Source organism: Streptomyces sp. NPDC059037, from assembly GCF_042740015.1.
In the GTDB taxonomy this organism is placed as follows: Bacteria; Actinomycetota; Actinomycetes; order Streptomycetales; family Streptomycetaceae; genus Streptomyces.
This window is the reverse complement of sequence record NZ_JBHYIG010000166.1, coordinates 1-21,694: the sequence shown is the minus strand read 5'-3', so window position 1 is coordinate 21,694 and position 21,694 is coordinate 1. Positions and strand designations below refer to the sequence as shown.

The following is a 21,694-nucleotide window of genomic DNA, read 5'->3' as shown; positions in this document are numbered from 1 at the left end:
CGGGGGGGCCCCCGGGCCGGGGGGCGGGGGGGGGGGGTGGGTGGGGGTGTGGGTGTGAGTGTGGGCTCGGGCGCAGGCTCAGGGGCGGTCGCGGGGTCCGGGGCTCGCTCGGGGCGGGTCCGTGTCGACCCCCGTTCCTATTTCTGCTGGTGGGAGCTGCCGCCGCACTGGCGGGCCGAGGCCTTCGTCGCCGCCGCGGCCGAGCGGGGTGTCGCCGTGACGCCAGGGTCGGCCTTCGCGATCGGGGAGCGGTCCGCGCCCGGCGCCGTCAGGATCGGGCTCGCGTCGCCGCCGGTGGACGTGCTCGGGGACGCGTTGGGAGTGCTGGCCGAACTTGCTCGCAGGGCGGGGCCGGGCGCGGGCGGCGATGCGAGGATGCGCTGATGTGCGATGACGAGACAGCGGGGACAGCGGAGACAGCGGGGGCAGCGGGGACAGCGGAGACAGCGGGGGCAGCGGGGACAGCGGAGACAGCGGGGGCAGCGGGGACAGCGGAGGCGGCGGGGACAGCGGGGACAGCGGAGACAGCGGGGACAGCGGAGACAGCAGAGACAGCGGGGACAGTGCGCCCGGAGGGTTCGGCGGAGTTCGTAAGGTTCCAGTCGCCGGTGCGGCACGAGCGCGGGCACTTTCCCGGAGTGTTCGTGCTGGTCAACGGCCTTGCCCGGGAGGGAAAGCTGACGCCGGAGCAGGAGCGCTTCCGGCGGGCCAACAACGACTGGTACGACGCCGCGTACCCGACCCCCTCGAAGGTCGACCCGACGGTGTACGACCCCGAGCTCACCCCGGGAGCCGTGGCCTGGTTCAAGTCGACCGCCACGCACCTCATCGAGCGGGTGCCGGGCTATCTGGAGATCCTCGACGCGCACGGCGTCGAGTGCCGGATGCTGCGGTCGTCGGATCCGGGGCGGGTCGTGTACGAGGACGACTTTCAGGTCGTGGTCGTGCCGTACGGCGGGTAGCCGGGTCCGGCGATCGGCTCCCGCCCCCATGCGGCGGATAGTTGTACCGTGCAGCGGGTAGTCTGCCGTACCGGCGGTAATGCATCGGCTCGGCCAACGGCGCGGGCGGGCGAAGCCCGCGTCGGGCTCCGACGCGTGTGCGAATGGTGACCAACCAGTGAGCAAATGGTGCCGGTATCCGAGGCGGCTCCGCCCCCGCGCGGCCGCCGGACAGCCGTGACTCGTGTGCGGATCCGGCGGGCTCATCGGCGCCGAGAGGCGCGGCTCAGGGGTAAAGAGTCCCCAAGTGGCCCATCAGGTAAGGGAATTGACCGCTCCCTGCGGAAAATGATCGGACCCGACCGCGGCGGCGTCACTCCCCCGAGCTGCGCGATCCGCGCGAGCACCGCCGTGGTCGGTTCCGATGCATGGATTCCATCAGGGCCCGCCAACCGATCGCTAACATGAGGCCAACGGTTGGCGGGAGATGGCGTGGGCATGCGGAGTGAGTTGCGGTTCGGGCTCCTTGGCGCACCCGCCGTGTACGACGCGGACGGTGAGCCGCAGCCCGTCCAGAGCGCCAAGGGGCGCGCACTCCTTGCCGCACTCCTCCTCGAACCGGGCAGGGTCGTCTCCGTCGACGCCCTCAAGGACGCACTCTGGGGCGGCCACCCGCCCGCTTCCGCGCACGCATCGCTGCAGAACCACGTCACGCGCCTGCGCCGGCTGCTCGACGACCCGGACCGGCTGCGGGCGGTGCCCCCGGGCTACCGACTGCGCGTGGGCGAGGGCGAGCTCGACGTACGCGTATTCGAGCAGCTGGTCGCGCGGGCCAGGGCGGCGCACGCGGAGCGCGACTGGGACGCCTGCGCGGACGCCGCGGCCGACGCGCTCGCCCTGTGGCGCGGCACCCCGCTGGACGGCCTGCCCCCGGACGCCGCGGGCCACGCGCTCGTGCCACGGCTCGAAGAGGCGCGGCTGCTCGCCCTCGAACTGCGCTACGACGCGGAGATCGGCCTCGGCAGCGGTGGCGGGCTCGTGCCGGAGCTTGCCGAGCTGGTCGCCGAGTACCCCTTGCGGGAGGCCTTCCACCGGCAGCTGATGCTGGTCCTGCACCGCGCCGGGCGGCAGGCGGAGGCGCTCGCCGTGCACCGGGAGCTGCGGCGCAGGCTGGTCGAGGAGCTCGGCGTGGAGCCGGGCGCCGCGGTGCGCGAGGCACACCGGGTGGTCCTTCAGGAGCCGGGTGGGTCCGCCGTGCCGGGGGTCGCCGACCCCGAACCCGCCGTGATCGACGATCCGGTCGCTGCCGCCGCGGCACCCGCCCCCGCTCAACTCCCGCCGTCCCCGCCGCACTTCACGGGTCGTACCGATGTGACGTACGCCCTCTCGCGACTGCTCGCGGGAGGCGGCGACGAAGAGGGCACGTCCCCCGTCGCCGTCGTCTCCGGCATGGCCGGTGTCGGCAAGAGCGCGCTCGCCCTGCATGTGGCGCACGGGCTGCGCGAGCGGTTCCCGGACGGGCAGCTCTACGTCAACCTGCACGGCGCGACGCCCGGCATGACGCCCCTCACCCCGGACCAGGCGCTCGCCGCGCTCCTGCGCGACCTGGGTGTGGAGCCGCAGCGCAGCCCCCAGCACCCGGACGCGGCATCGGCGTTGCTCCGCTCGCTGCTCGCGCCCACCCGCACCCTGATGGTCCTGGACGACGCGGCCACCGCCGCTCAAGTACGTCCGCTCCTTCCCGCCGGGTCCGGCTGCGCGGTCATCGTCACCAGCCGCTCACCGCTCGCCGCGCTCGACGGCGCGGGCCGCTTCCCGCTGGAGCCGCTCTCCGGCCGGGACAGCGCCGCGCTGCTGCGTGCCGTCTCCGGGCGCGCGGGCCTTGAGGCCGGGCACCCCCTGGTCGAACTCGCCGGGCGACTCCCGCTGGCCCTGCGCATCGTCGCGGCCCGGCTCGCCGCCCGCCGCGCGCTCACCCCGGACGCGCTCGCCGAACTCCTCACCGCGAGCGACGGACGCCTGCACCACCTCGAACACGACGACCTGAGCGTGCGCCGCTCGCTCGCCGTCGCCCTGGACGCGCTGTGCGGCTCGGAGCGCGAGGCCGATCAGGACGCCGCCGTGGCCCTCGCCCGGATCGGCGCGCTCGACCTGCCGACGTACGGAGTGCCGCTCCTCGCCCGGCTGTTGGGCGTGGCGGAACGGCGCGCCGAGGCCGCTCTCGACCGGCTTGTCGACGTCGCGCTGCTCGAGGAGACGGCGTACGGCCGGTACGCCCCGCACGACCTCGTACGCGACTTCGCGAGGGAGGCGGCACGCCAGAGCCGGTGCGGGGTCACCGCCGCGGAGGTGGCGGAGTCGGCGCTGCACTGGTACGCGGAGTCGGCGCTGCAGAGCCTCCTTGCGATCATGCCGGAGGGCCTGGACCGCGACGACCGGATGCGGGGCGTGGCGGAGCGGCTGTCCGCCGGGCGCGCGAAGGGATTCGGGGGTGGCTCGCAGGGATCCGGGGCCGGCCCGGAAGGTGCGGCGGCCGGTGCCGTGCCGGCGATGTCCACCGACCAGGCCTTCGCCTGGGGCGACACGGAGCTCGCGAACGTCATAGCGGTCGCCGACCGCTACGGCCGCTCGTCCGCCCTCCTCCCCGTCCTGGTCCGCTGCATCTTCTCGTACCTCAAACGCCGTGGCAGGCTCGCCGAGGCCGACCTCCTGACCCGGCTCGCGGTGACCGCGGCCCGGCGCAGCGGTGACCGCGACGGCGAGGCGCAGGCCCTCACCGACCTCGCGGGCCTCAACTACGTGTCGGGGCGCAGCGGCGCGGCGCTTGAGCGGATCGACGAGGCGCTGGTCCTGTGGCGGGAGCTCGGCCACGTGTCGTGCGTCCACCGGGCCGTCATCAACCGCGGCCTGCTGCTCGAAGCGCTCGGCCGCTACGAGGAAGCGGCGGACGCGCTGCGGCAGAGCATGGAGCTGGCCAAGAGCCTGGACGACCCCCTGAGCGAGGCGTTCGCCCTCAGCAACCTCGGCAACATCTACGAGCACACCGACGCGCGCGCGGCGATCGACTGTCACCGGCGAAGCCTGGAGATCGGCGAGGCCCAGGGCCACGACGGTGTCCGGCAGGAGGCGCACTGCGACATCGGCTACTCCTATCTGGCCCTGGGCGAACCGGCCAATGCGCTCACGCACTTCGAGGAGAGCCTGCGCATCCACGACGAGGCCGAGGACTGGCACAACGAGTCCCGGGTGCGCCTCGGAACGGTGCGGGCGCTGCGCGAGCTGTCCCGCACGTGCGACGCGGTGCGGGAGTGCGACGACCTCCTGGACCGCGCGGAGGCACGGGCCGACGACCATCGGGCGGGGCTCGCCCGCCATCAGCGCGGACTTCTCCTGTACGCCGATGGGCACGTCGAAGAGGCGTACGCGCAATGGGAGGCGGCGCTCGCGGCGCTCGACGGCACGGACAGCAGCGAGGTGGTGGGCGAGCTGAAGGGCCTGCTGGCGGGCTCGGTGCCTCAACATGCCTGATGCGTACGGGACTTGGCCTTACCTGTACGGGGCTTACTTCGCGTCGGCGTAGCACTCCACCACGGCCGTGGTGAACGGAAACCGCACCGGCGTCTCGCCGAAGGCGATGCGGCCCGCGAGCTCCCCGGCCTCCCGGATCGCCGTCACGACCGCGGCGGCCTCCTGCTCGGGGCAGTGCACGATCACCTCGTCGTGCTGGAAGAAGACCAGCTCGGCGCGGAGCCCGGACGCGGTGATGGCCTGGCGCAGCGCGGCCAGCATCAGCAGCGCCCAGTCGGCCGCGCTGCCCTGGACGACGAAGTTGCGGGTGAAGCGGCCGCGGGCGCGGGAGTTCGTCGAGGCGTAGCCAGGGGTGAACTCGCCCTCCTGGGTGGGCTGTTCAAGGTCATCACCCTGCGGGATGCCCGCCTCGTCGAAGTCGCCCGCGCCGGCCGCAGGGGGGCTGGTGCGGCCCAGCCAGGTCCGTACGAGCCTGCCCTCCTCGCCTGCCTTCGCCGCATCGTCGACGTACGCGACGGCGGCGGGGAATCTGCGGCGCAGCGCCGCCAGGTTCTTCAGGCCGTCGCCGGAGGTCTGGCCGTAGACGGCGCCGAGGAGGGCGATCTTGGCGTGGTCGCGGTCGCCGGCGAACGCGCGGTCGGAGAGGCGCGTGTAGAGATCCTCGTCGCTCCCCGCGACCTCCATCAGGCCCCGGTCGCGCGAGATCGCGGCGAGGACCCGCGGCTCCATCTGGTCGGCGTCGGCGACGACGAGCCGCCAGCCGGGGTCGGCGACGACGGCGCGCCGGATGACCTTGGGGATCTGCAGGGCGCCGCCGCCGTTCGTGGTCCAGCGGCCGGTGACGGTGCCGCCCGGTGTGTACTCGGGGCGGAAGCGGCCGTCGCGCACCCAGTCCTGCAGCCAGCTCCAGCCGTGCGCGACCCAGATGCGGTACAGCTTCTTGTACTGGATGAGGGGCTGCACGGCGGGGTGCTCGATCTCCTCGAGCTCCCAGCGCCGGGTGGACTTGACCTTGATGCCGGCCTGCGCGAAGGCCTTGATGACGTCGGCGGGCAGATCGGGGCGTACGCGGCGGCCGAAGGCGGCGGAGACCTCGTCGGCGAGTTCGGCGAGGCGGCGCGGCTCGGTGGCTCCCGCGTTCCGCCCGCCGCCCGCGTACCGCTCGCCGAGGAGTTCGGTGAGCAGGGCGTGGTGGACGTCGGCGCGCCAGGGGAGGCCCGCGACGTTCATCTCGGCGGCCACGAGCATGCCCGCCGACTCGGCCGCGGTGAGCAGCCGCATCCGGCCGGGGTGCTCGGTGGCGCCGTGTCTTCGCTGCTGTTCCGCGTACACCTCAAGCAGGGCCTCGAAGGGGAGGGCGGTCACCGGGGAGTGGTCGAAGAGGGAGTCCTGGGCGCCGGGCTCGGCGGCTCTGGGGGGCGGGTCGGCGGGCACGGGGGCGTTGTGCAGCCGGGCCCAGGCGGCGGCTGCCGAGCGGGGCTCGCCGAGGCGGCCCTCGTGACCGAGCAGGAGCTGCTCGGCGTCCTCGATGTCGTAGCAACGGTCGGCCCGGGTGCCGGCGGCCAGCAGGCGGGGGTAGATCTCGGCGGTGGAGCGCCAGACCCAGCGGGTCACGTGCGGGCGGTCGCGGACGGCCCCGGCGAGGTCGGGCTCCTCCTGGACGGGGCCCGCGGGCAGGCCGTCGTCCCCGAGCGGGGCGAGGGTGGCGCCGCCGGTCTCGGTGGCTGCGATGGCCCACCTTTCGATCACACCGCCGAGTGTGCCAGCCGCCACTGACACTGGCCGGGGGCCTTGGCGGTCACCCCGCGGCGGGGGCGTTGCCGAACGGGCCTTTCCCGCCCGCCCGCCCGATTGCCCTGCGGTGGGTGCGTTGCCGAACGGGCCTTTCCCGCCCGCCCGCCCGATTGCCCTGCGGTGGGTGCGTTGCCGAACGGGCCTTTCCCGCCCACCTGCTCGATTGCCCCGCGGCTGTGGGGTTGCCGAACGAGTCTCTTCCGCCCACCTGCCCGATCGCCCCGCGTCACGGCCGGGCGTCCCCGACATGCGGGGGGCGCCGGGCGCTGCGAGGCTCGGAGCCATGAGAGTGGCCCTTGCGCAGACCGACTGTGCCCTCGGTGAGGTGGACGAGAACCTCGCGGTGGCGCGGGACCAGATCGGCCAGGCGGCGGCGCAGGGCGCGGATCTCGTCGTCTTCCCGGAGCTGAGTCTGCACGGCTACCACTTGGGCGGACTGCACCGCGACACGTCCCTGGACGCGAAGGACCCCCGCCTCCTCGAACTGTCGACGCTCGGCCCCGACGTCATGGTCGGCATCCACGAACACACCAGCCTGCGGGCGTACAACACGTCCGCGTACTACGCGAGCGGCCAACTCCTCCACACCCACCGGAAGTTGTACCTCCCCAACTACCTGGCGTGGGAGGAGCGCAAGCATGTGAGCCCCGGCCAGCACCTGCGCGCGTACGACCTGCCCGGCGGCCACGGCCGCGCGGCGACCCTCGTCTGCAACGACGCATGGCAGCCGGTGCTGCCGTGGCTCGCGGTGCAGGACGGGGCGGAGGTGATCATCGTCCCCACGAACAGCGCGGCCAGCCTCGACCCCGAGGCGATGGACACGGGTCTGTACTGGGACACGCTCCTCTCCTATACGGCGCGCATGCTGCAGTGCTGGGTGGTCTTCGTGAACCGGGTCGGGAACGAGAACGGGGCGTCGTTCTGGGGTGGCTCGCGGGTGGTGGATCCGCGGGGTTCGGTGGTGGCGCAGGCGCCGAAGTGGGAGCCGGCGCTGGTGACGGTCGACATCGACGTCCATGAGTCCCGCCGTCACCGGAGGGCGGTGCCGCTGGTGGCCGAGGCGCGCCTCGGCCTGATCGACCGGGAGGTACGCCGCCTGATCGACGAGGGCGGCGACAGCTGATCCCTGGCGTGGGCCGGGGGAGTCTTTGCCCCTCCGCCTGGCTTCATCGGCACTCGGCAGCTGGGGCTGTGCCCACCCGTTCCGCCCTGCGGAACGCCTGCCCACAGCAGCGGAGGCCGGGGTGGGTGGGGGAGGTGGCGGAACTGCACCACACGCCCGCAGTGGGCGACGTACGCAAGGGACCGGACCCCGGCCCCCACGCACGGCCAGCGCGCAACGCTCGCGAGGGGACGTGTCGGTATGTCCGCACGGAGCACGGTACGCAGCACTCCCCAGCCGCAGCAGCAAAACGCTCAGACCGAGATGGCGAGTACGGACATACCGGCGCGGCCCCGCTCCACGGCCGGACCGCCCCGCAGCCGGCACCCGAGCCGCGGCCCCGCCCCACAGCCGGACCGCCCCGCAGCCGGCGACGAACCCGCAGCCCCACCCCAAGACGCACCGCCCCACACCCACCACCCCCGACCACAGCCCGCCCCCAAGACGCACCGCCCCGCAGAGACCCCCGCCCCCCCCAAGACGCCCCTCACCCCTCCCACCGCCCGAGGCCACACACCTGCACCACCCCCACACCCACCACCGCGCAACCAACCGCGCACACGCCCACCGCCCCCCACGGCACCACCACCCCCGCCGGCGCCGACAACCGCGCAAGACCCGCGCTCAAGGCGCCCAGATTGACCAGCGTCACGGCCACCCCGAGCACCGTTCCCACCGCCACGGCCAACAGCGTCTCCCCGGCGACGACCATCCGCACCTGCCGCCCCGTCGCCCCCGCCATCCGCAGCGCCCGCAGCTCCGGCCCCCGCACAGACGTGGCCATCAGCAGCGTGCCCGCGAGGGAGATCGCCGTGTAGACGAGGGCGATCCCGAGCAGCGTCAGCAGCCCGAGCCGCGTCTGGGCCTTGGTGACCGGATACGTATCGGCGAGCCACTGCTCACCGGACCGCACCACGCCTCCGCCTCCGTCACCGTCACCGCCTCCGCCACCACCTCCGCCACCGCTACCGCCGCCGTCACCGCTACCGCCGCCGTCACCGCTACCGCCATCGCCTGCGCGCCCGCCCCCGCCCCCGCCCCCGACCCGATCCCGAAGCACGGCGCCAACCTCCCCCCGGCCAACCCCCGAGCCCGCCCGCAGCCCCACATCCACCCGGTCCACCCCAGCTCCGGCCCCCGCATTGGCCGAAGTGACGTAAGCCCCGTTGTCCCCGGTCCCCCGCTCAAGCACCGCCACGATCCGCAACCGAGCAGCCCGCCCGTCCCCCAGCCAGACATCGACCCACTCACCGACCCGCCGCCGCTCCCACTCCTCGTTGACGACGATCGACCGGTCGTCGAGATCGCGCACGTCCCCGTCCACCACCGGCAGCCGGGACACCGAGGCGAACGCCGCGGGATCCTCGACCGCCCGCGCATCCGACCGGACGAGCGCGCTGCCCTCCTCCCGCACGTACACCGCGGTGGACGACGAGGCGGCCACCACAGCCCCGTCCACCCGCCCAACAGGCTTCAAATCATCGCCGGTTACGACAAAATCGGCCCCGGTACGCTCCCGCGCCTCCGCGGCCCGCGCCGCCCCCGCCGTCTCCGCGGAGCCGAGCAGCGACCCGGCGAGCGCCACGGTGACGAGCACCGGCGCGGCGACGGCCGCGGTCCTGCGCACCGACGCGGCGGAGTTCTCCCGGACGAGCAGGCCGACGGCGCCGGGCAGCGGGACGGCGCGGACGACGGGACGTACGAGAAGGGGAGTCAGCGCGGCCAGCGCCGTGATGAGGATCATCGGCTGCGTGGTGTACGTCTTCCGCTTCATCAGCGCGGCCGGATCGCTCCACAGCGTCCACCCCAGCATCCCGAGCCCCGCGGCCAGCAGCGCCGCCCCGACGATCCGCCGGCTCCACGGCATGACCCCGCTGTCCACCGAGGCGTTGCGCAACGCGTCGACGGGCCCCACGCGCCCGGCCCGCCGGGAGGCGACCCACGCCCCCGAGAAGGCCACCAACACGCCCACCCAGAAGGCGAGATGGTACGGCCACACGGCCTCGCCCAGCTCGAACCACTCGGGAGCGATCTCCGCCCCCACCAGCCGCTCGGCGAGCACCGGCGCACCCCGACTCCCCAGCAGGCAGCCCACTGCGGAGGCCACGACACCCACGGCGAGCGCCTCCCCGAGGAGCGTCCTGCGCACCTGCCCCGGCGTGGCCCCGGCCATCCGCAGCAGCCCCAACTCCCGCCGCCGCAGCGCCACCACGAAGGCGAACGTGGACGCGGTGACGAAGACGGAAACGAACGCGGACACCCCACCGGCCGTTCCCAGAAAGGAGTTCACGGCGACGAGCGCCTCGGCGTCCCGCGCCGTCCCGGGTTCGGCGAGCCGCCGATCGCCCCCGGTGAGAACACGGGCCCGCTTCCCCACCACCTCCCGCACATCCGCGGCCGCCGCGTCCACACCCACGGCGTCCCGCTTCGCCCCGTCCGTCCGCACCGGGCCGAGCCGGCGCAGCTCGCGCAGAAGTTCGATATCCACAGGGTGTGGATGAGCGAGCGGCTTGGATACGTACCCGATGTCCGGCCCCCGCTCGACCGGCACGGTCAGCCGGTCCTGCCCCATGACGACCACGGGCGATCCCGCGAACCGCACGGGTTCACGCTCGGGCGCGCTGAGCGTGGACGCGAGCCCGAGCCCCATGGCGGCGACGAGCGCGACGCCGAGCGCGACGGCGACAAAGGCCCCGAGAAGACTGACCCACCGGGCACGCAAAAAGGCGAAAACCATCATGACCCAGCCACCGCCCCGGCCCGAAGGCCACCCTCGGCCCCAAAGCCGTCCCCACCGTGGGCCTCAAGCCCGGCCATCCGCCGAGCCACCTCCCCCACCCCCGGAGCGACCGCCTCATCCGCGACGCGCCCGTCGACCAGGAACACCACCCGGTCCGCGTACGAAGCGGCGACCGGATCATGAGTCACCATCACGACCGTCTGCCCTTCTCCGTCCACCAACCCCCGCAACAGCACGAGCACTTCACGGCTGGTCGTCGTGTCGAGCGCACCGGTCGGCTCGTCCCCGAACAGCACGGCGGGCCGGGTGACCAGCGCACGCGCGAGGGCGACCCGCTGCTGCTGGCCGCCGGACAGCTCGCCGGGCCGATGCCGGGCGCGCCCGGCGAGCCCGACACGGGCGAGCGCGTCCCGGATCTCCGTACGCGAGGGCCTGCGCCCCGCGAGCCGCAGTGGAAGGGCCACGTTCTGCGCGGCGGTCAGCGAGGGCAGCAGATTGAAGGACTGAAAGACGAAGCCGATGCGATCCCGCCGCAACAGCGTCAGGCGCCGCTCGCTCAGCCCGGTCAGCTCGGTGCCGCCCACCTCGACGGCCCCGGACGTCGGCCGGTCGAGCCCGGCGGCGCACTGCAGCAGCGTCGATTTGCCGGACCCGGATGGCCCCATGATCGCGGTGAAGGTCCCGCTCGCCAGCTGGAGGTCGACTCCGTCGAGGGCGGTCACATCGCGATAGAGGCGACGGACCGCCGTAAGGCGTACGGCAGTTGATGTCATGCCCCAAGCCAACCGCCGGGAGGCCTCCCGGGCACGACCACTGGGGGGCCTTGTGGAGGTAGGGCCAGCCATACCCTTGGCGTATGGATCCGGTGACCGAGGTGATCGACAAGGCGTTCGCGGCAGCGCTGTACGCGGACGGCGACGCGGGCCTCGACACCGGCGCCTCCCTCCTGGCGGCCGCCCCCGAGGCCGACGCGGAGCTGCGCCGCAGGGGCGAGGAGCTGGTGCGGCGGGCGTGGGAGCGTGGCTGGCAGCCGGCGGACGTCGTGCGCATGGTGCGACGCGCACAGACCGACAGCGACCCCGATCAGGCCCGCCTGGCCGCCGAGCTGATCACGGGCGAGACCCGACGCCACGGAGACACCCTCCCGCCCCGCTGGAGAGCGCAACTCGCCGAACTCGCCCCGGACGCCGACCCGGCAGCACGCCCCCGCCCCGCCGACCGCTTCTCCCGGGCGACCACGACTCTGGCCCTCTACCGCGTCCTCCTCCGCCTTCCGCCGATCGAGCCGGTGGGCCCGGCTCCCGGCACCCCCCTGCACACCCCGCCGCCCCCCGGCCACGAGGAACCCCGCATCCTCACCCGTATCCGCGCCCTGCTCGCCAAGGCGGAGGGGACGGATTTCCCCGAGGAGGCGGAGGCGCTCACGGCCAAGGCGCAGGAGCTGATGGCCAGGCACACCATCGACGAGGCCCTGCTCGCGTCCCGCACGCACGCCAAGAACACCCCCGGCGCCTGCCGCATCGGCGTGGACGCGCCGTACGAGACGGCGAAGGCGATCCTGCTGGACGCGGTGGCCACGGCGAACCACTGCCGGGCGGTCTGGAACGAGGCGTACGGCTTCTCCACGGTCGTCGGCTTCGAGCCCGACCTGGAGGTGGTGGAGCTGCTCCACACATCGCTCCTCCTGCAAGGAACCACGGCGATGACGAAGGCGGAGGCCGGACAGCGGGCAGGCGGCCGAAAGCGCACGAAAACATTCCGTCAGGCGTTCCTGCTGGCGTACGCGAACCGCCTGGGCGCGCGCCTGGCCGCCACCGCCGAGCACGTGGCGGACGAGTCCCCGGAGGCCGGCGAACTCCTCCCGGTCCTCGCGGCACGAGACGTGGCCGTCACGGATACCGCCGAGCGGATGTTCCCCGCGACGACGACCACCCGAGTCCGCGGCGCGAGCGACGCGGCGGGCTGGCACTCGGGCACCACGGCCGCCGACCAGGCCCACCTGCCCCCTTCGGCGCGCAGCCTCCCTTAGCCGAAGCAACGGACATCGGCCCCCACGCACCGTCGGCGCGCGACGAGACGCGAGGGGACGTGTCGGTATGTCCGCACGGAGCACGGTACGCAGCGCTCCCCAGCCGCAGCAGCAAGACGCTCAGACCGAGATGGCGAGTACGGACATACCGGCGCGGCCCCGCCCCCAGGACGAACCGCACCGCAGGCGACCCCCGAGCGCCCAAGACGCCCCCCACCGCAGACCCCCCGCCCGATATGCCCCGTATCATCACAGAGTGACCTGGCTCCGAGCGCTGAAATTGACCGCCCGCTCGGGCCTCAGCGTCGAGCGGAAGCGGCTCGAACCCCTCATCGCGCTCCGCGGGGCGGCCGGCCTCGCCCTGGTCATCGGGCTCAGCCTCACCCTCTTCGGCCCGGCCGTGGCCGCCAGCTCCGCCTTCGGGGCGTACCAGGCCGCCATCGCCACCTTCCAGCGCAGCTGGCGCCCACGCCCGGAACTGGCCATCGCCTCCGGCAGCAGCCTCGCCGTCTCCACCTTCCTCGGCTACCTCACCGGCTCCCACACCTTCCTCTTCCTCGCCCTCCTCGCCCTGTGGACGTTCCTGGCGGGCCTCAGCTGGGCCGCGGGCCCCACCATCGGCCTCATCGCCTCGTCCAACGTCGCGATCATGCTGGTGACGGTCACCCTGCCCACCTCCGTGGCCGCCGCGGCGGGCCACGCCGCGATGATGGTGGTCGGCGGCGCGGTCCAGGCCGCGCTGGTGATCCTCTTCCCGGTACGCAGATGGGGCGCCCAGCGCGACGCGCTCGCGGACGCCCTCGCGGCGGAGGCCGACTACGCCCGCAGGCTGCGCCACGACCCGCTGGCCGACTTCGACCCGGAGCCCCTGATGGCGGCCCGCGCCGCGGCGACCATCACCCCGCGCCAGGCCCGCACCCGCCCCGCCGAACTCCACGGCGCCCGCGGCGTCGCCGAACGCATCCGCCCCGTGCTCGCCTCCCTGGCCGACCCGGCCGTAGGCGTACCGGAAGAGGGCCCCGAGCGGGACCGCGTACGCGAACTCCTCGGTGCGGCGGCAGCGGTGCTCGACGCCGCCGCGCGGGCGATCCGGCACGGCGAACCGGTGCGCATCCCGCCCGCGGCCCTGGCCACCCTCAGGACCCCGGACGCGGAAGCGGTCCTCACGGGCCCGGCCGGCAGAGCGGCCACCCGCCTGGCGGCCCTGCTGCACGACGTGGTGGAAACGGCGGGCAAGCCCCCCGAAGGCCCCCGCACCGACCCGGAGGGCACCCGCGCGGCCCCCGAACAGCAGCCACCCCACACCCCCCTCCTCCGCCCCACCCTCCCCGCGCTGATCCCCGCGGCCCTGCGCGCCATGCGGGCCGACCTGCGCCACGAGTCCCCCGTCACCCGCCACGCGATCCGTGTCACCGCGGTGGCAGCCGCCGGCTACCTCCTCGGCACCTGGCTCCCCTTCGGCCACGGCTACTGGGCCCCCATGGCCTCCGTCATGGTGATGCGGCCCGACTTCTCGCAGACGTACTCACGCGCGGTGGCCCGCTTCGGCGGCACCCTGGTCGGCGTCGCCCTGGCCACCGGCCTGGTCCAGGTGGCGCACCCCGACACCGGACTCTCCGCGATCCTCGCTGTCCTGTGCGCCGGAATGATGTACCTGCTGATGCGTACGGGACAGATGGCCGCCCAGGCCTGCGTCGCCGCGTACGTCGTGTTCCTGCTCGGCATGGGCGGCGAGCAGTGGACGCAGACGGTGCCGGAGCGCGTCATCCTGACCCTCCTCGGCGGCGTCCTCGCGATGATCGCGTACGCCGTGTACCCGGCCTGGGAGACGCCACGGCTGCGCACCCGCCTCGCCGACTGGCTGATCGCGGACGGCCGTTACGCCGCCGCGGTCGTCGGCCACTACGCCGACCCCGCGGGCAAGTCCTGCCCCGACGTCCGCGAGGCGCTGCTCGCCGCCCGCGACGCCCGCATCGCCTGGCACGAGGCGTCCGACCGCGCCAAGATCGAGCCGGTCCGCCACCGGGGCCTCTCCCGGGCCGCGGCCACCGACGCGGAGGAGGCCCTGGCCCAACTCGGCCGCGTGGCCATGCTGATGGAGGCCCATCTGCCCGAGCGCGGCGCGACCCCCGTCCCCGCGGCGGGCCGCCTGGCCAAGGCCCTGCGCAAGTCGACCGAGCAGGGCGCGAAGGCGGTGCGCGAACGCCGCGTACCGAAGTGGGAGGCGGTCCGCACCGCCCTGGAGGAGTGGGACGGCGAAGGCGTGCCCGACCGGGTCGTGCGCAGAGGCGCGGGCCTCCTCCTCACCACCCTGGAGGAGGTCTCCGACGCCCTGGACACGAGCCCGGCCCCGATGCTGGTGGACGGGTCCGACGCACAGGAAAAGACCAACGGGCGGCAGGACCACGAAGGCCCTGCCGCCCGCTGACGGCCGTACGAAAAATCAGGATGTACCGGAGAACCCAGACGGACCGAAGAATCCAGACGGACCGGAGAACCCAGACGGACCGAAGAATCCAGACGGACCGGAACTCAGGACTGCGGAATCCCCGCCGTCGGCAGCCCCTCCGGCAGCTTCCCGCCCTCGGTCTTCGTGAACTGGTCCGTTCCGGAGCCCTCCCACGCGACCGACATCGACGTGCCGTTGACCGACTCGACCGTGCCCTTGGTGCGGCCCGAGTCGCCCTTGGCGCACTTGAGCTCGATGGCGTCGGCGCTCGCCGTGCCACTGCACAGCACGTCCTCACCGAGCAGCGTCGCCTTCTTGTCGGCGATCACCATCGCGAGCGGGCTCCCGTCGGCGGTGGTGACCCAACTGCCCTCGACGCTCCCGTCCTTGGCGCCGGTGTCGCCGGAGCCCTCGTCCGGCGTGTCGGACCCGTCGGCCCCGGCGGAGGAACCCGCCGAGCCCTTGTCCTTGCCCTTGCTCCCGCCGTCGTCACCGTCACTGCTGCAACCGGTCAGGACAAGGGCGGTGACAAGACCCGCCGCCGCGGCACCGATACGTACGTTCCGGACACGCATGCGCACTGAATTCCCCCTAGCGACTGGCCGATGCAACGGGCCGATCGGCCGACTCGGTCGATGAACGCGCGCCAAGCTACCAGGACGACTTGCGCACCCCGGGGAGGAATCCGGCGTGCGCTTGATCACGCAACTTCACCCGTGAAAGCCCGAACTTCCCCACGTATCCACGCGGACGCCCGTCGACGCTGTCCCGATTGCGGACGCGCGTGGCGCTAGCGTCCCGCGGCTGACGCGCCAACTCCTCCTGGGCGGCGGCCCGTTCGGCATCGCCGGTGCCGGGCCTGCGGATGATCTCCTTCAGCTCGGCACGGCGGGAGGCGTACCGGGCGACGGTCTCGCGCCGCTTCTCGTTCTTCGCGATCTTGCTCTTCTTCGCCATCAGACCCTCACCCCGCGGGCACGGATCCGGGCGACGGCGGCCTCGACGCCGATGGCGTCGACGGTCTTGATGCCCTTGGCGCTGAGCCGCAGCCGCACATGCCGGCCCTCGCTCGGCAGCCAGTAGCGCTTGCTCTGGACGTTGACGTCGAAACGGCGCGACGTGCGCCGGTGCGAATGGGAGATCTGGTTGCCGAAGCCCGGCTTAGCGCCGGTCAGCTGGCAGTGGGCGGACATGGTGACGCACCTCTCGGTCGTGGGGAGGGGATCCCCGGTGGAACCGTTTTGAAAACGGCATTCATTTTCATACACTAGCGCCATGGCTCGCAACGAACTCCGCCCCGTCATCAAGCTCCGGTCCACGGCCGGAACCGGGTACACGTACGTGACCCGCAAGAACCGCCGCAACGACCCCGACCGCATGACCCTGCGCAAGTACGACCCCGTCGTCGGGCGCCACGTCGATTTCCGAGAGGAGCGCTGACCGCCATGCGCAAGGACATCCACCCGCCGTACGGCCCGGTCGTCTTCCGCGACAAGTCCGCCGGCTTCGCCTTCCTCACCCGGTCCACCGCGACCAGCGAGAAGACCGTCGAGTGGGAGGACGGCCGCACGTACCCCGTCATCGACGTCGAGGTCTCATCGGCGAGCCACCCCTTCTACACGGGCACGGCCAAGGTCCTGGACACCGCGGGCCGCGTGGAGCGGTTCGAGCGCCGATTCGGCGCGCGGCGCCCCGGTGAGCGCGGCCGATGAGTTCCATGGACATCGCGATCGTCGGAGGCCTGCACTCCGACGCCCGCAAACAGGCCGTCGACCGGCTCCTCGCCACCGTCCCGGGCAGCGTCGCGCTCCACCACGACCTGGCGACGGCCGTGCACGGCACGGTCGTGCGCACGGTGCGCGACGCCACCGGCGTGCTCTCCACGGGCGAGGCGCCGCTGGTCAACGACTGCGCGTGCTGCGCGCTGCGTGAGGACCTGGTGCCGGAGCTCGAACGGCTCGCGGACTCGGGCCTCACCCGGCTCGCGGTCGTCGAGCTGTGGGACTCCGTCGAGCCCAAGGCGATGGCCGAGGTGATCACGGCGCACGAGGGCCTGCGGCTGAGCGGCGTGATCACGGCCGTCGACCCGGCGCTCCTGCTGCCCTACCTGGGCAACGGCGACGACCTCCTGGAAGCCGGGCTCGCGGCCGCCGCGTCGGACCAGCGCACGGTCGCCGACACCTGGGCCCGCCAGCTCGAATACGCACCCGTGCTGGCCATCGCCGACTCTCCCGAGGCCGATGACGAGGACCGCGCGCTCCTCGCCCAGCTCCACCCGACTGCCCGTCAGGTCCCGATCAGCGGTCATGGGGACCTGGCGGGCGCCGCGCTCGCCGGTTTCGACGTCGAGGCGGCCGCCGCGGCGCAGCACCCGTCCTGCGCGCTCCTTCCGACCGACGCCGACGAGCACGGGGTCGCAACCCTCGTATGGCACCGGGACCGGCCCTTCCACCCGGAGCGGCTCTACCAGGCACTGGAGGATCTGACCTGCGCGGCGGCGCGCAGCCGCGGCCGGTTCTGGCTGGCCGACCATCCGGACACGCTGCTCGGCTGGGACGCGGCCGGCGGCGCGCTGTGCGTGGAGAGCGCGGGTCCGTGGCTGGCCTCGCTGCCGGACGCGGCGTGGGAGATGGTGCCGCCGGTGCGGCGCGCGGCGGCCGCGCTCGACTGGCATCCGGAGCACGGCGACTGCTGCCAGCACCTGGTCTTCACCTCGCCGGGCCTGGACCGCGAGGGGCTCGAAGAGGTCCTGGAGTCCTGCCTGTTGACCGACGAGGAGTACGCCGCCGGACGCGACGCCTGGAAGCACCTGCCCCCCGCCTTCGACACCCTCCTGGAGGTCTGAATGTCCCCCCGCAAGCCGTCCCCGCGCACCCAGAAGCCCCGCCCCAACCCCCTGGACCAGGCGAAGATCACGTACATCGACTACAAGGACACCGATCTGCTCCGGAAGTTCATCTCGGACCGCGGCAAGATCCGCTCCCGGCGGGTCACCCGTGTCAGCGCCCAGCAGCAGCGGCTGCTCGCGCGGGCGATCAAGAACGCCCGGGAGATGGCGCTGCTGCCCTACGGCTCTCCTCGCTGAAGCGCGCCCCACCCGGCCCTCCGAAGGCGGGCATCTTCCTACGTGTGACCCGTAGGCGGATGCCCGCCTTTCGTCGTATTCATGACCCCCGATCGGCCGATGGCCTGGACCACGACGCGGATGGTGGAACACGAAGGGCGCGGTACGCGTCTCTCTCTAGCGGGGGCTGGTGTTCGCATGTCATGCGGGGGCCTGGGCAGGTGCTGACAGAGCTGTAACCAAGGGAACACCCCGCGTGCACGTGCATCTGCCCATGCATCGGCATGTGAACACAGCTATGATCCGGGAACAGTTGACCACTGCATCTAGAGCCACATCAGGCACTGCACCACCGGGGAGCGACCTGTGCACCACGTGTTTAACGGCATGGCGGCCACGGAGCTTCACGGGGTGGTCTGGCAGAAGAGCAGGCACAGCAACTCGCAGGGATCCTGCGTGGAGTTCGCGAAACTGCCCGGTGGCGACGTCGCCGTGCGCAACTCGCGCTTCCCCGAGGGCCCGGCGCTCGTCTACACGCGGGCGGAGATAGAGGCGATGCTGCTCGGGATGAAGGACGGGGAGTTCGACCACCTGATAGGTGGCTAGCCCGCTGAAAAGTGCCCGCTGAAAAGCGGGTGCGGCCGCCCATGAAGGCGGCCGGCCCGCCTACGACAGCTGGAAGAGCGCCCAGACCACCTTGCCGCGCAGGGTGCCCGCGAGCGGGTGCCAGCCCCAGCTGTCGCTGAAGGAGTCCACCAGGAACAGGCCGCGGCCCGACTCGGCGGAGAAGTCGTCGTCCGTCTCGCGCGCCACCGGACTGTCGTCGCTGGGATCGCGCACCGCGCACACCAGACGCGAGGTCCAGCGCATCAAGTGCAGCCGCACCGGCGGGTTCTGGTCGCGCGGGGTGTCGGAGGGCAGCGCGTGTCTGAGGGCGTTGGTGACGAGTTCGGAGACGACGAGGGCTATGTCGTCGAAGCGCTCTTCCAGTTCCCACTGGTCCAGCGTCTTGCGCGTGAACTGCCGTGCGCTGCCCACCGCTTCGTAGCGGGCGGGCAGGGAGCAGGATGCCGCGCTGGAGACCGCAGAAGGGTCGAGTGGGGGAAGCCCCTGCCGTAACGGCTCGAGCATGGTCGATCCATTCGTCCCCATGCGAGGCACTCCCCGGTTTCGCGGTACATAGCGATGGAGCGGTGGCGCGGTCGGTGGTACAGAGGTGGCGCGCGGACCATGGTTCCGAATGCGTACAGCAGATGCAAGGGCAGATGCACGTGCACGCGCCGGACTTGGCCGTTCCCATGCCACTTCTTGCCCATTTCTTCCTACGACTTCTTGTGGAGGACTTCCGAAGGCTTTCCGTTTCTGTAACCGAACGAGTACGGCCTGAAGCGTTTAATGGCAGACTGCTGGCTTCCAAGTGATGGGGAGGATTGAGCGAAGTGACCGCAGGGGAGTCGAGCGGCTCGGTCGTACGGCGCATGCTCCTTGGCTCGCAACTCAGGCGCCTCAGGGAATCGCGTGGCATCACCCGTGAAGCGGCCGGCTACTCGATCCGCGCTTCCGAATCGAAGATCAGCCGCATGGAGTTGGGACGGGTGAGCTTCAAGTCCAGGGACGTCGAGGACCTGCTGACGCTGTACGGCGTCACCGAAGAGACCGAGCGCGTCGCGCTGCTCTCGCTCGCCAAAGAGGCCAACCTCGCGGGCTGGTGGCACAGTTACTCCGACGTCCTGCCCGGCTGGTTCCAGACCTATGTGGGTCTCGAAGGCGCCGCATCGCTCATCCGCGTCTATGAAGTCCAGTTCGTCAACGGCCTGTTGCAGACCGAGGCGTACGCCCATGCGGTCGTCGCGCGCGGCATGAAGGGCGCGAGCAAAGCCGAGATCGAGCGCCGCGTCGCGCTCCGTCTGGAGCGCCAGAAGCTGCTCGTGTCCGAGCGCGCTCCCCGCTTCCACTGCGTACTCGACGAGGCGGCCCTGCGACGCCCGTACGGAGACCGGGAAGTGATGCGCGGTCAGATCCAGCATCTCATCGACATCTCGGAACGGCCGAATGTCACCCTTCAGGTGATGCCGTTCAGTTTCGGTGGGCACTCGGGCGAGAGCGGAGCGTTCACGATGCTGCGCTTCCCGGAATCGGACCTCTCGGACGTCGTGTACGTGGAGCAGCTGACCGGAGCCCTGTATCTCGACAAGGGCGAGGAAGTGGCCCAGTACGAGCGGGTGGTGAGCCAGTTGCAGAGCGACAGCCCGAATCCGGCCGATAGCCGGGATCTTCTCCGTGGTCTACTCCAACTGACCTGAAACGTCAGTACGATGACGTGAAATCAGATGTCTGCACAGTCTGCGGCAAGGGGTCTCATGTCCTTCTTCACTGACCTGGCTCACCAGTACATCGACGGTGAGTGGAAGGCCGGATCCGGCTCCTGGGACATCATCGACTTCAACCCGTACAACGGGGAGAAGCTGGCGTCGATCACCGTGGCCACGGCCGACGAGGTGGACCAGGCCTACCGGGCGGCCGAGCGTGCGCAGAAGGAGTGGGGCGCGACCAACCCCTACGCCAGGCGCGGAGTCTTCGAGCGTGCGCTGCGCATCATCGAGGACCGCGAGGACGAGATATCCGAGGCGATAGTCGCCGAGCTGGGCGGCACCCGGCTCAAGGCCGCCTTCGAGCTGCACCTCACCAAGGAATTCCTGCGCGAGGCCGTCCATGTCGCGCTGCAGCCCGAGGGCCGCATCCTTCCGTCGCCCGACGACGGCAAGGAGAACCGCCTCTACCGCGTCCCGGTGGGCGTGGTCGGGGCCATCAGCCCCTTCAACTTCCCGCTCCTGCTCTCCCTCAAGACGGTCGCCCCGGCGCTCGCCCTGGGCAACGCGGTGGTGCTCAAGCCGCACCAGAACACGCCCGTGATGGGCGGCAGCTTCCTTGCCAGGCTGTTCGAGGACGCGGGACTTCCGGCAGGCGTCCTGAACGTCGTCATCACGGACATCGCCGAGATCGGTGACGCGTTCATCGAACACCCGGTGCCGAGCGTCATCTCCTTCACCGGCTCGGACCGCGTCGGCCGGCACGTCGGCACGGTCTGCGCGTCGAACTTCAAGCGCTCGATCCTGGAGCTCGGCGGCAACAGCGCCCTTGTCGTCCTGGACGACGCGGACGTCGACTACGCCGTGGACGCGGCGGTCTTCAGCCGGTTCGTGCACCAGGGGCAGGTCTGCATGGCCGCCAACCGCATCCTCGTGGACCGGTCGCTGCAGGCGGAGTTCACCGAGAAGTTCGTCGCGAAGGTCGCCACCCTGAAGGCCGGCGACCCGGCGGACCCGGCGACCCACATCGGCCCGCTGATCAACTCCTCGCAGGCCGACGCGGTGATGAAGACCGTCGAGCAGACGGTCGCGTCGGGCGCGAAGGCGCTGATCCACGGCCATGTCGAGGGCAACCTCGTGCACCCCACCGTCCTCGCGGACGTGCCGGCCGACTCCCCGGTCCTGCAGCAGGAGATCTTCGGCCCCGTCGCGATCCTGATGCCCTTCGACGGCGAGGACGACGCCCTGCGGATCACCAACGACACCCCGTACGGGCTCAGCGGCGCCGTCCACACGGCCGACGTGGAGCGCGGTGTGCGGTTCGCGCGGCAGGTGAAGAGCGGCATGTTCCACGTGAACGACGGCACCGTGCACGACGAGCCGATCGTGCCCTTCGGCGGCGAGAAGAGCTCGGGCGTCGGGCGGCTGAACGGCGAGTCGACGGTGGACGCGTTCACGACGCAGAAGTGGATCTCGGTGCAGCACGGAAGGTCGCGCTTCCCCTTCTGAGAACCGTTCCGCGTACGTCGTGGAACTCCCCGACCGAACCTCCGGACCCTTGCGGACAGAACCTGACCCCCACGGGGCGGATGTTGGTGGGGTGGGGGAAACCCCGCCCGCGCCCCCCCCGGGGGGTGGGTGGGGGAAACAAAAACACACCCCACAGCCCACACGAGGC

Annotated in this window: 20 protein-coding genes; 13 read left to right on the top strand and 7 right to left on the bottom strand. The window is 72.2% G+C overall.

The window, feature by feature from the left end; all coding sequences use genetic code 11:
* Positions 1-54: 54 nt before the first annotated feature.
* From ACFWY6_RS28745 to ACFWY6_RS28735, 3 genes are all read left to right on the top strand, one after another.
* The gene (locus ACFWY6_RS28745) at positions 55-384 is read left to right on the top strand and encodes a hypothetical protein (RefSeq protein ID WP_384696177.1); all 330 of its coding nucleotides are present in this window, start codon (positions 55-57) and stop codon (positions 382-384) included.
* A 224-nt stretch (positions 385-608) separates the two neighbouring features.
* Complete coding sequence (locus ACFWY6_RS28740) at positions 609-962, top strand: hypothetical protein (protein ID WP_384696175.1); 354 nt, start codon at positions 609-611, stop codon at positions 960-962.
* A gap of 477 nt (positions 963-1,439) precedes the next feature.
* A complete protein-coding gene (locus tag ACFWY6_RS28735) occupies positions 1,440-4,469 on the top strand; it encodes a BTAD domain-containing putative transcriptional regulator (protein ID WP_384696182.1) in 3,030 nt (1,009 codons plus the stop codon).
* Positions 4,470-4,502: 33 nt separating this feature from the next.
* Here ACFWY6_RS28735 and ACFWY6_RS28730 read toward each other — a convergent pair whose 3' ends face one another.
* Positions 4,503-6,218 carry a bifunctional 3'-5' exonuclease/DNA polymerase gene (locus ACFWY6_RS28730; protein ID WP_384696172.1) on the bottom strand — a complete coding sequence of 572 codons (1,716 nt, stop codon included), beginning with the start codon at positions 6,216-6,218 and terminating at the stop codon, positions 4,503-4,505.
* Between the two features lie 328 nt (positions 6,219-6,546).
* On the opposite strand from ACFWY6_RS28730, the gene ACFWY6_RS28725 reads away from it, so the two are divergent.
* Positions 6,547-7,386, top strand: coding sequence for a nitrilase-related carbon-nitrogen hydrolase (locus ACFWY6_RS28725; protein ID WP_384696170.1), 840 nt, complete (start codon positions 6,547-6,549; stop codon positions 7,384-7,386).
* Positions 7,387-7,912: 526 nt separating this feature from the next.
* Here ACFWY6_RS28725 and ACFWY6_RS28720 read toward each other — a convergent pair.
* Positions 7,913-10,165 carry an FtsX-like permease family protein gene (locus ACFWY6_RS28720; protein ID WP_384696168.1) on the bottom strand — a complete coding sequence of 751 codons (2,253 nt, stop codon included), beginning with the start codon at positions 10,163-10,165 and terminating at the stop codon, positions 7,913-7,915.
* A complete protein-coding gene (locus tag ACFWY6_RS28715; protein WP_384696165.1) occupies positions 10,162-10,938 on the bottom strand; it encodes an ABC transporter ATP-binding protein in 777 nt (258 codons plus the stop codon). The genes ACFWY6_RS28720 and ACFWY6_RS28715 overlap by 4 nt, the downstream gene beginning before the upstream one ends.
* 83 nt (positions 10,939-11,021) lie before the next feature.
* Between ACFWY6_RS28715 and ACFWY6_RS28710 the strand changes: the two genes are divergently transcribed.
* Both ACFWY6_RS28710 and ACFWY6_RS28705 read left to right on the top strand, forming a co-directional pair.
* The gene (locus tag ACFWY6_RS28710; RefSeq protein WP_384696162.1) at positions 11,022-12,194 is read left to right on the top strand and encodes a DUF2786 domain-containing protein; all 1,173 of its coding nucleotides are present in this window, start codon (positions 11,022-11,024) and stop codon (positions 12,192-12,194) included.
* A 256-nt stretch (positions 12,195-12,450) separates the two neighbouring features.
* A complete protein-coding gene (locus tag ACFWY6_RS28705; RefSeq protein WP_384696159.1) occupies positions 12,451-14,622 on the top strand; it encodes an FUSC family protein in 2,172 nt (723 codons plus the stop codon).
* A 104-nt stretch (positions 14,623-14,726) separates the two neighbouring features.
* On the opposite strand, the gene ACFWY6_RS28700 is transcribed toward ACFWY6_RS28705, so the two are convergent.
* From ACFWY6_RS28700 to rpmB, 3 genes are all read right to left on the bottom strand, one after another.
* Positions 14,727-15,218: a hypothetical protein gene (locus ACFWY6_RS28700; RefSeq protein ID WP_384696156.1), complete on the bottom strand. Its 492-nt coding sequence runs from the start codon at positions 15,216-15,218 to the stop codon at positions 14,727-14,729.
* A 76-nt stretch (positions 15,219-15,294) separates the two neighbouring features.
* Complete coding sequence (gene rpsN / locus ACFWY6_RS28695) at positions 15,295-15,600, bottom strand: 30S ribosomal protein S14 (RefSeq protein ID WP_384696153.1); 306 nt, start codon at positions 15,598-15,600, stop codon at positions 15,295-15,297.
* On the bottom strand, positions 15,600-15,836 hold the full coding sequence (rpmB, locus tag ACFWY6_RS28690; protein WP_135330562.1) for a 50S ribosomal protein L28: 237 nt from the start codon (positions 15,834-15,836) through the stop codon (positions 15,600-15,602). Before rpmB ends, rpsN begins: the two co-directional genes overlap by 1 nt.
* Before the next feature lie 82 nt (positions 15,837-15,918).
* Between rpmB and rpmG the strand changes: the two genes are divergently transcribed.
* From rpmG to ACFWY6_RS28665, 5 genes are all read left to right on the top strand, one after another.
* The gene (gene rpmG, locus ACFWY6_RS28685) at positions 15,919-16,083 is read left to right on the top strand and encodes a 50S ribosomal protein L33 (RefSeq protein ID WP_003999141.1); all 165 of its coding nucleotides are present in this window, start codon (positions 15,919-15,921) and stop codon (positions 16,081-16,083) included.
* A gap of 5 nt (positions 16,084-16,088) precedes the next feature.
* The gene (locus ACFWY6_RS28680; protein ID WP_384696150.1) at positions 16,089-16,355 is read left to right on the top strand and encodes a type B 50S ribosomal protein L31; all 267 of its coding nucleotides are present in this window, start codon (positions 16,089-16,091) and stop codon (positions 16,353-16,355) included.
* 5 nt (positions 16,356-16,360) lie between these two features.
* The gene (locus tag ACFWY6_RS28675; protein WP_384696179.1) at positions 16,361-17,488 is read left to right on the top strand and encodes a CobW family GTP-binding protein; all 1,128 of its coding nucleotides are present in this window, start codon (positions 16,361-16,363) and stop codon (positions 17,486-17,488) included.
* Positions 17,489-17,728: a 30S ribosomal protein S18 gene (rpsR, locus tag ACFWY6_RS28670; protein WP_384696147.1), complete on the top strand. Its 240-nt coding sequence runs from the start codon at positions 17,489-17,491 to the stop codon at positions 17,726-17,728.
* Positions 17,729-18,073: 345 nt separating this feature from the next.
* The gene (locus tag ACFWY6_RS28665; RefSeq protein ID WP_135330554.1) at positions 18,074-18,313 is read left to right on the top strand and encodes a DUF397 domain-containing protein; all 240 of its coding nucleotides are present in this window, start codon (positions 18,074-18,076) and stop codon (positions 18,311-18,313) included.
* A gap of 60 nt (positions 18,314-18,373) precedes the next feature.
* On the opposite strand, the gene ACFWY6_RS28660 is transcribed toward ACFWY6_RS28665, so the two are convergent.
* Positions 18,374-18,859, bottom strand: a complete 486-nt coding sequence (locus tag ACFWY6_RS28660) for an ATP-binding protein (protein ID WP_266863807.1) — start codon at positions 18,857-18,859, stop codon at positions 18,374-18,376.
* A 287-nt stretch (positions 18,860-19,146) separates the two neighbouring features.
* Here ACFWY6_RS28660 and ACFWY6_RS28655 point away from each other — a divergent pair, with 287 nt between their 5' ends.
* The gene (locus tag ACFWY6_RS28655) at positions 19,147-20,010 is read left to right on the top strand and encodes a helix-turn-helix domain-containing protein (protein WP_384696144.1); all 864 of its coding nucleotides are present in this window, start codon (positions 19,147-19,149) and stop codon (positions 20,008-20,010) included.
* 57 nt (positions 20,011-20,067) lie between these two features.
* Entirely contained in the window at positions 20,068-21,525 is a 1,458-nt protein-coding gene (locus ACFWY6_RS28650; protein ID WP_384696141.1) for an aldehyde dehydrogenase family protein, read from the top strand.
* Positions 21,526-21,694 lie beyond the last annotated feature (169 nt).

Coding starts and splice junctions, on each gene's coding strand:
- ACFWY6_RS28675 (WP_384696179.1), top strand. CDS start 16,361: ATGGACATCGCGATCGTCGGAGGCCTGCACTCCGACGCCCGCAAACAG.
- ACFWY6_RS28735 (WP_384696182.1), top strand. CDS start 1,440: ATGCGGAGTGAGTTGCGGTTCGGGCTCCTTGGCGCACCCGCCGTGTAC.
- rpmB (WP_135330562.1), bottom strand. CDS start 15,836: ATGTCCGCCCACTGCCAGCTGACCGGCGCTAAGCCGGGCTTCGGCAAC.
- ACFWY6_RS28660 (WP_266863807.1), bottom strand. CDS start 18,859: ATGGGGACGAATGGATCGACCATGCTCGAGCCGTTACGGCAGGGGCTT.
- ACFWY6_RS28680 (WP_384696150.1), top strand. CDS start 16,089: ATGCGCAAGGACATCCACCCGCCGTACGGCCCGGTCGTCTTCCGCGAC.
- ACFWY6_RS28650 (WP_384696141.1), top strand. CDS start 20,068: ATGTCCTTCTTCACTGACCTGGCTCACCAGTACATCGACGGTGAGTGG.
- ACFWY6_RS28700 (WP_384696156.1), bottom strand. CDS start 15,218: ATGCGTGTCCGGAACGTACGTATCGGTGCCGCGGCGGCGGGTCTTGTC.
- rpmG (WP_003999141.1), top strand. CDS start 15,919: ATGGCTCGCAACGAACTCCGCCCCGTCATCAAGCTCCGGTCCACGGCC.
- ACFWY6_RS28725 (WP_384696170.1), top strand. CDS start 6,547: ATGAGAGTGGCCCTTGCGCAGACCGACTGTGCCCTCGGTGAGGTGGAC.
- rpsN (WP_384696153.1), bottom strand. CDS start 15,600: ATGGCGAAGAAGAGCAAGATCGCGAAGAACGAGAAGCGGCGCGAGACC.
- ACFWY6_RS28710 (WP_384696162.1), top strand. CDS start 11,022: ATGGATCCGGTGACCGAGGTGATCGACAAGGCGTTCGCGGCAGCGCTG.
- ACFWY6_RS28715 (WP_384696165.1), bottom strand. CDS start 10,938: ATGACATCAACTGCCGTACGCCTTACGGCGGTCCGTCGCCTCTATCGC.
- rpsR (WP_384696147.1), top strand. CDS start 17,489: ATGTCCCCCCGCAAGCCGTCCCCGCGCACCCAGAAGCCCCGCCCCAAC.
- ACFWY6_RS28720 (WP_384696168.1), bottom strand. CDS start 10,165: ATGATGGTTTTCGCCTTTTTGCGTGCCCGGTGGGTCAGTCTTCTCGGG.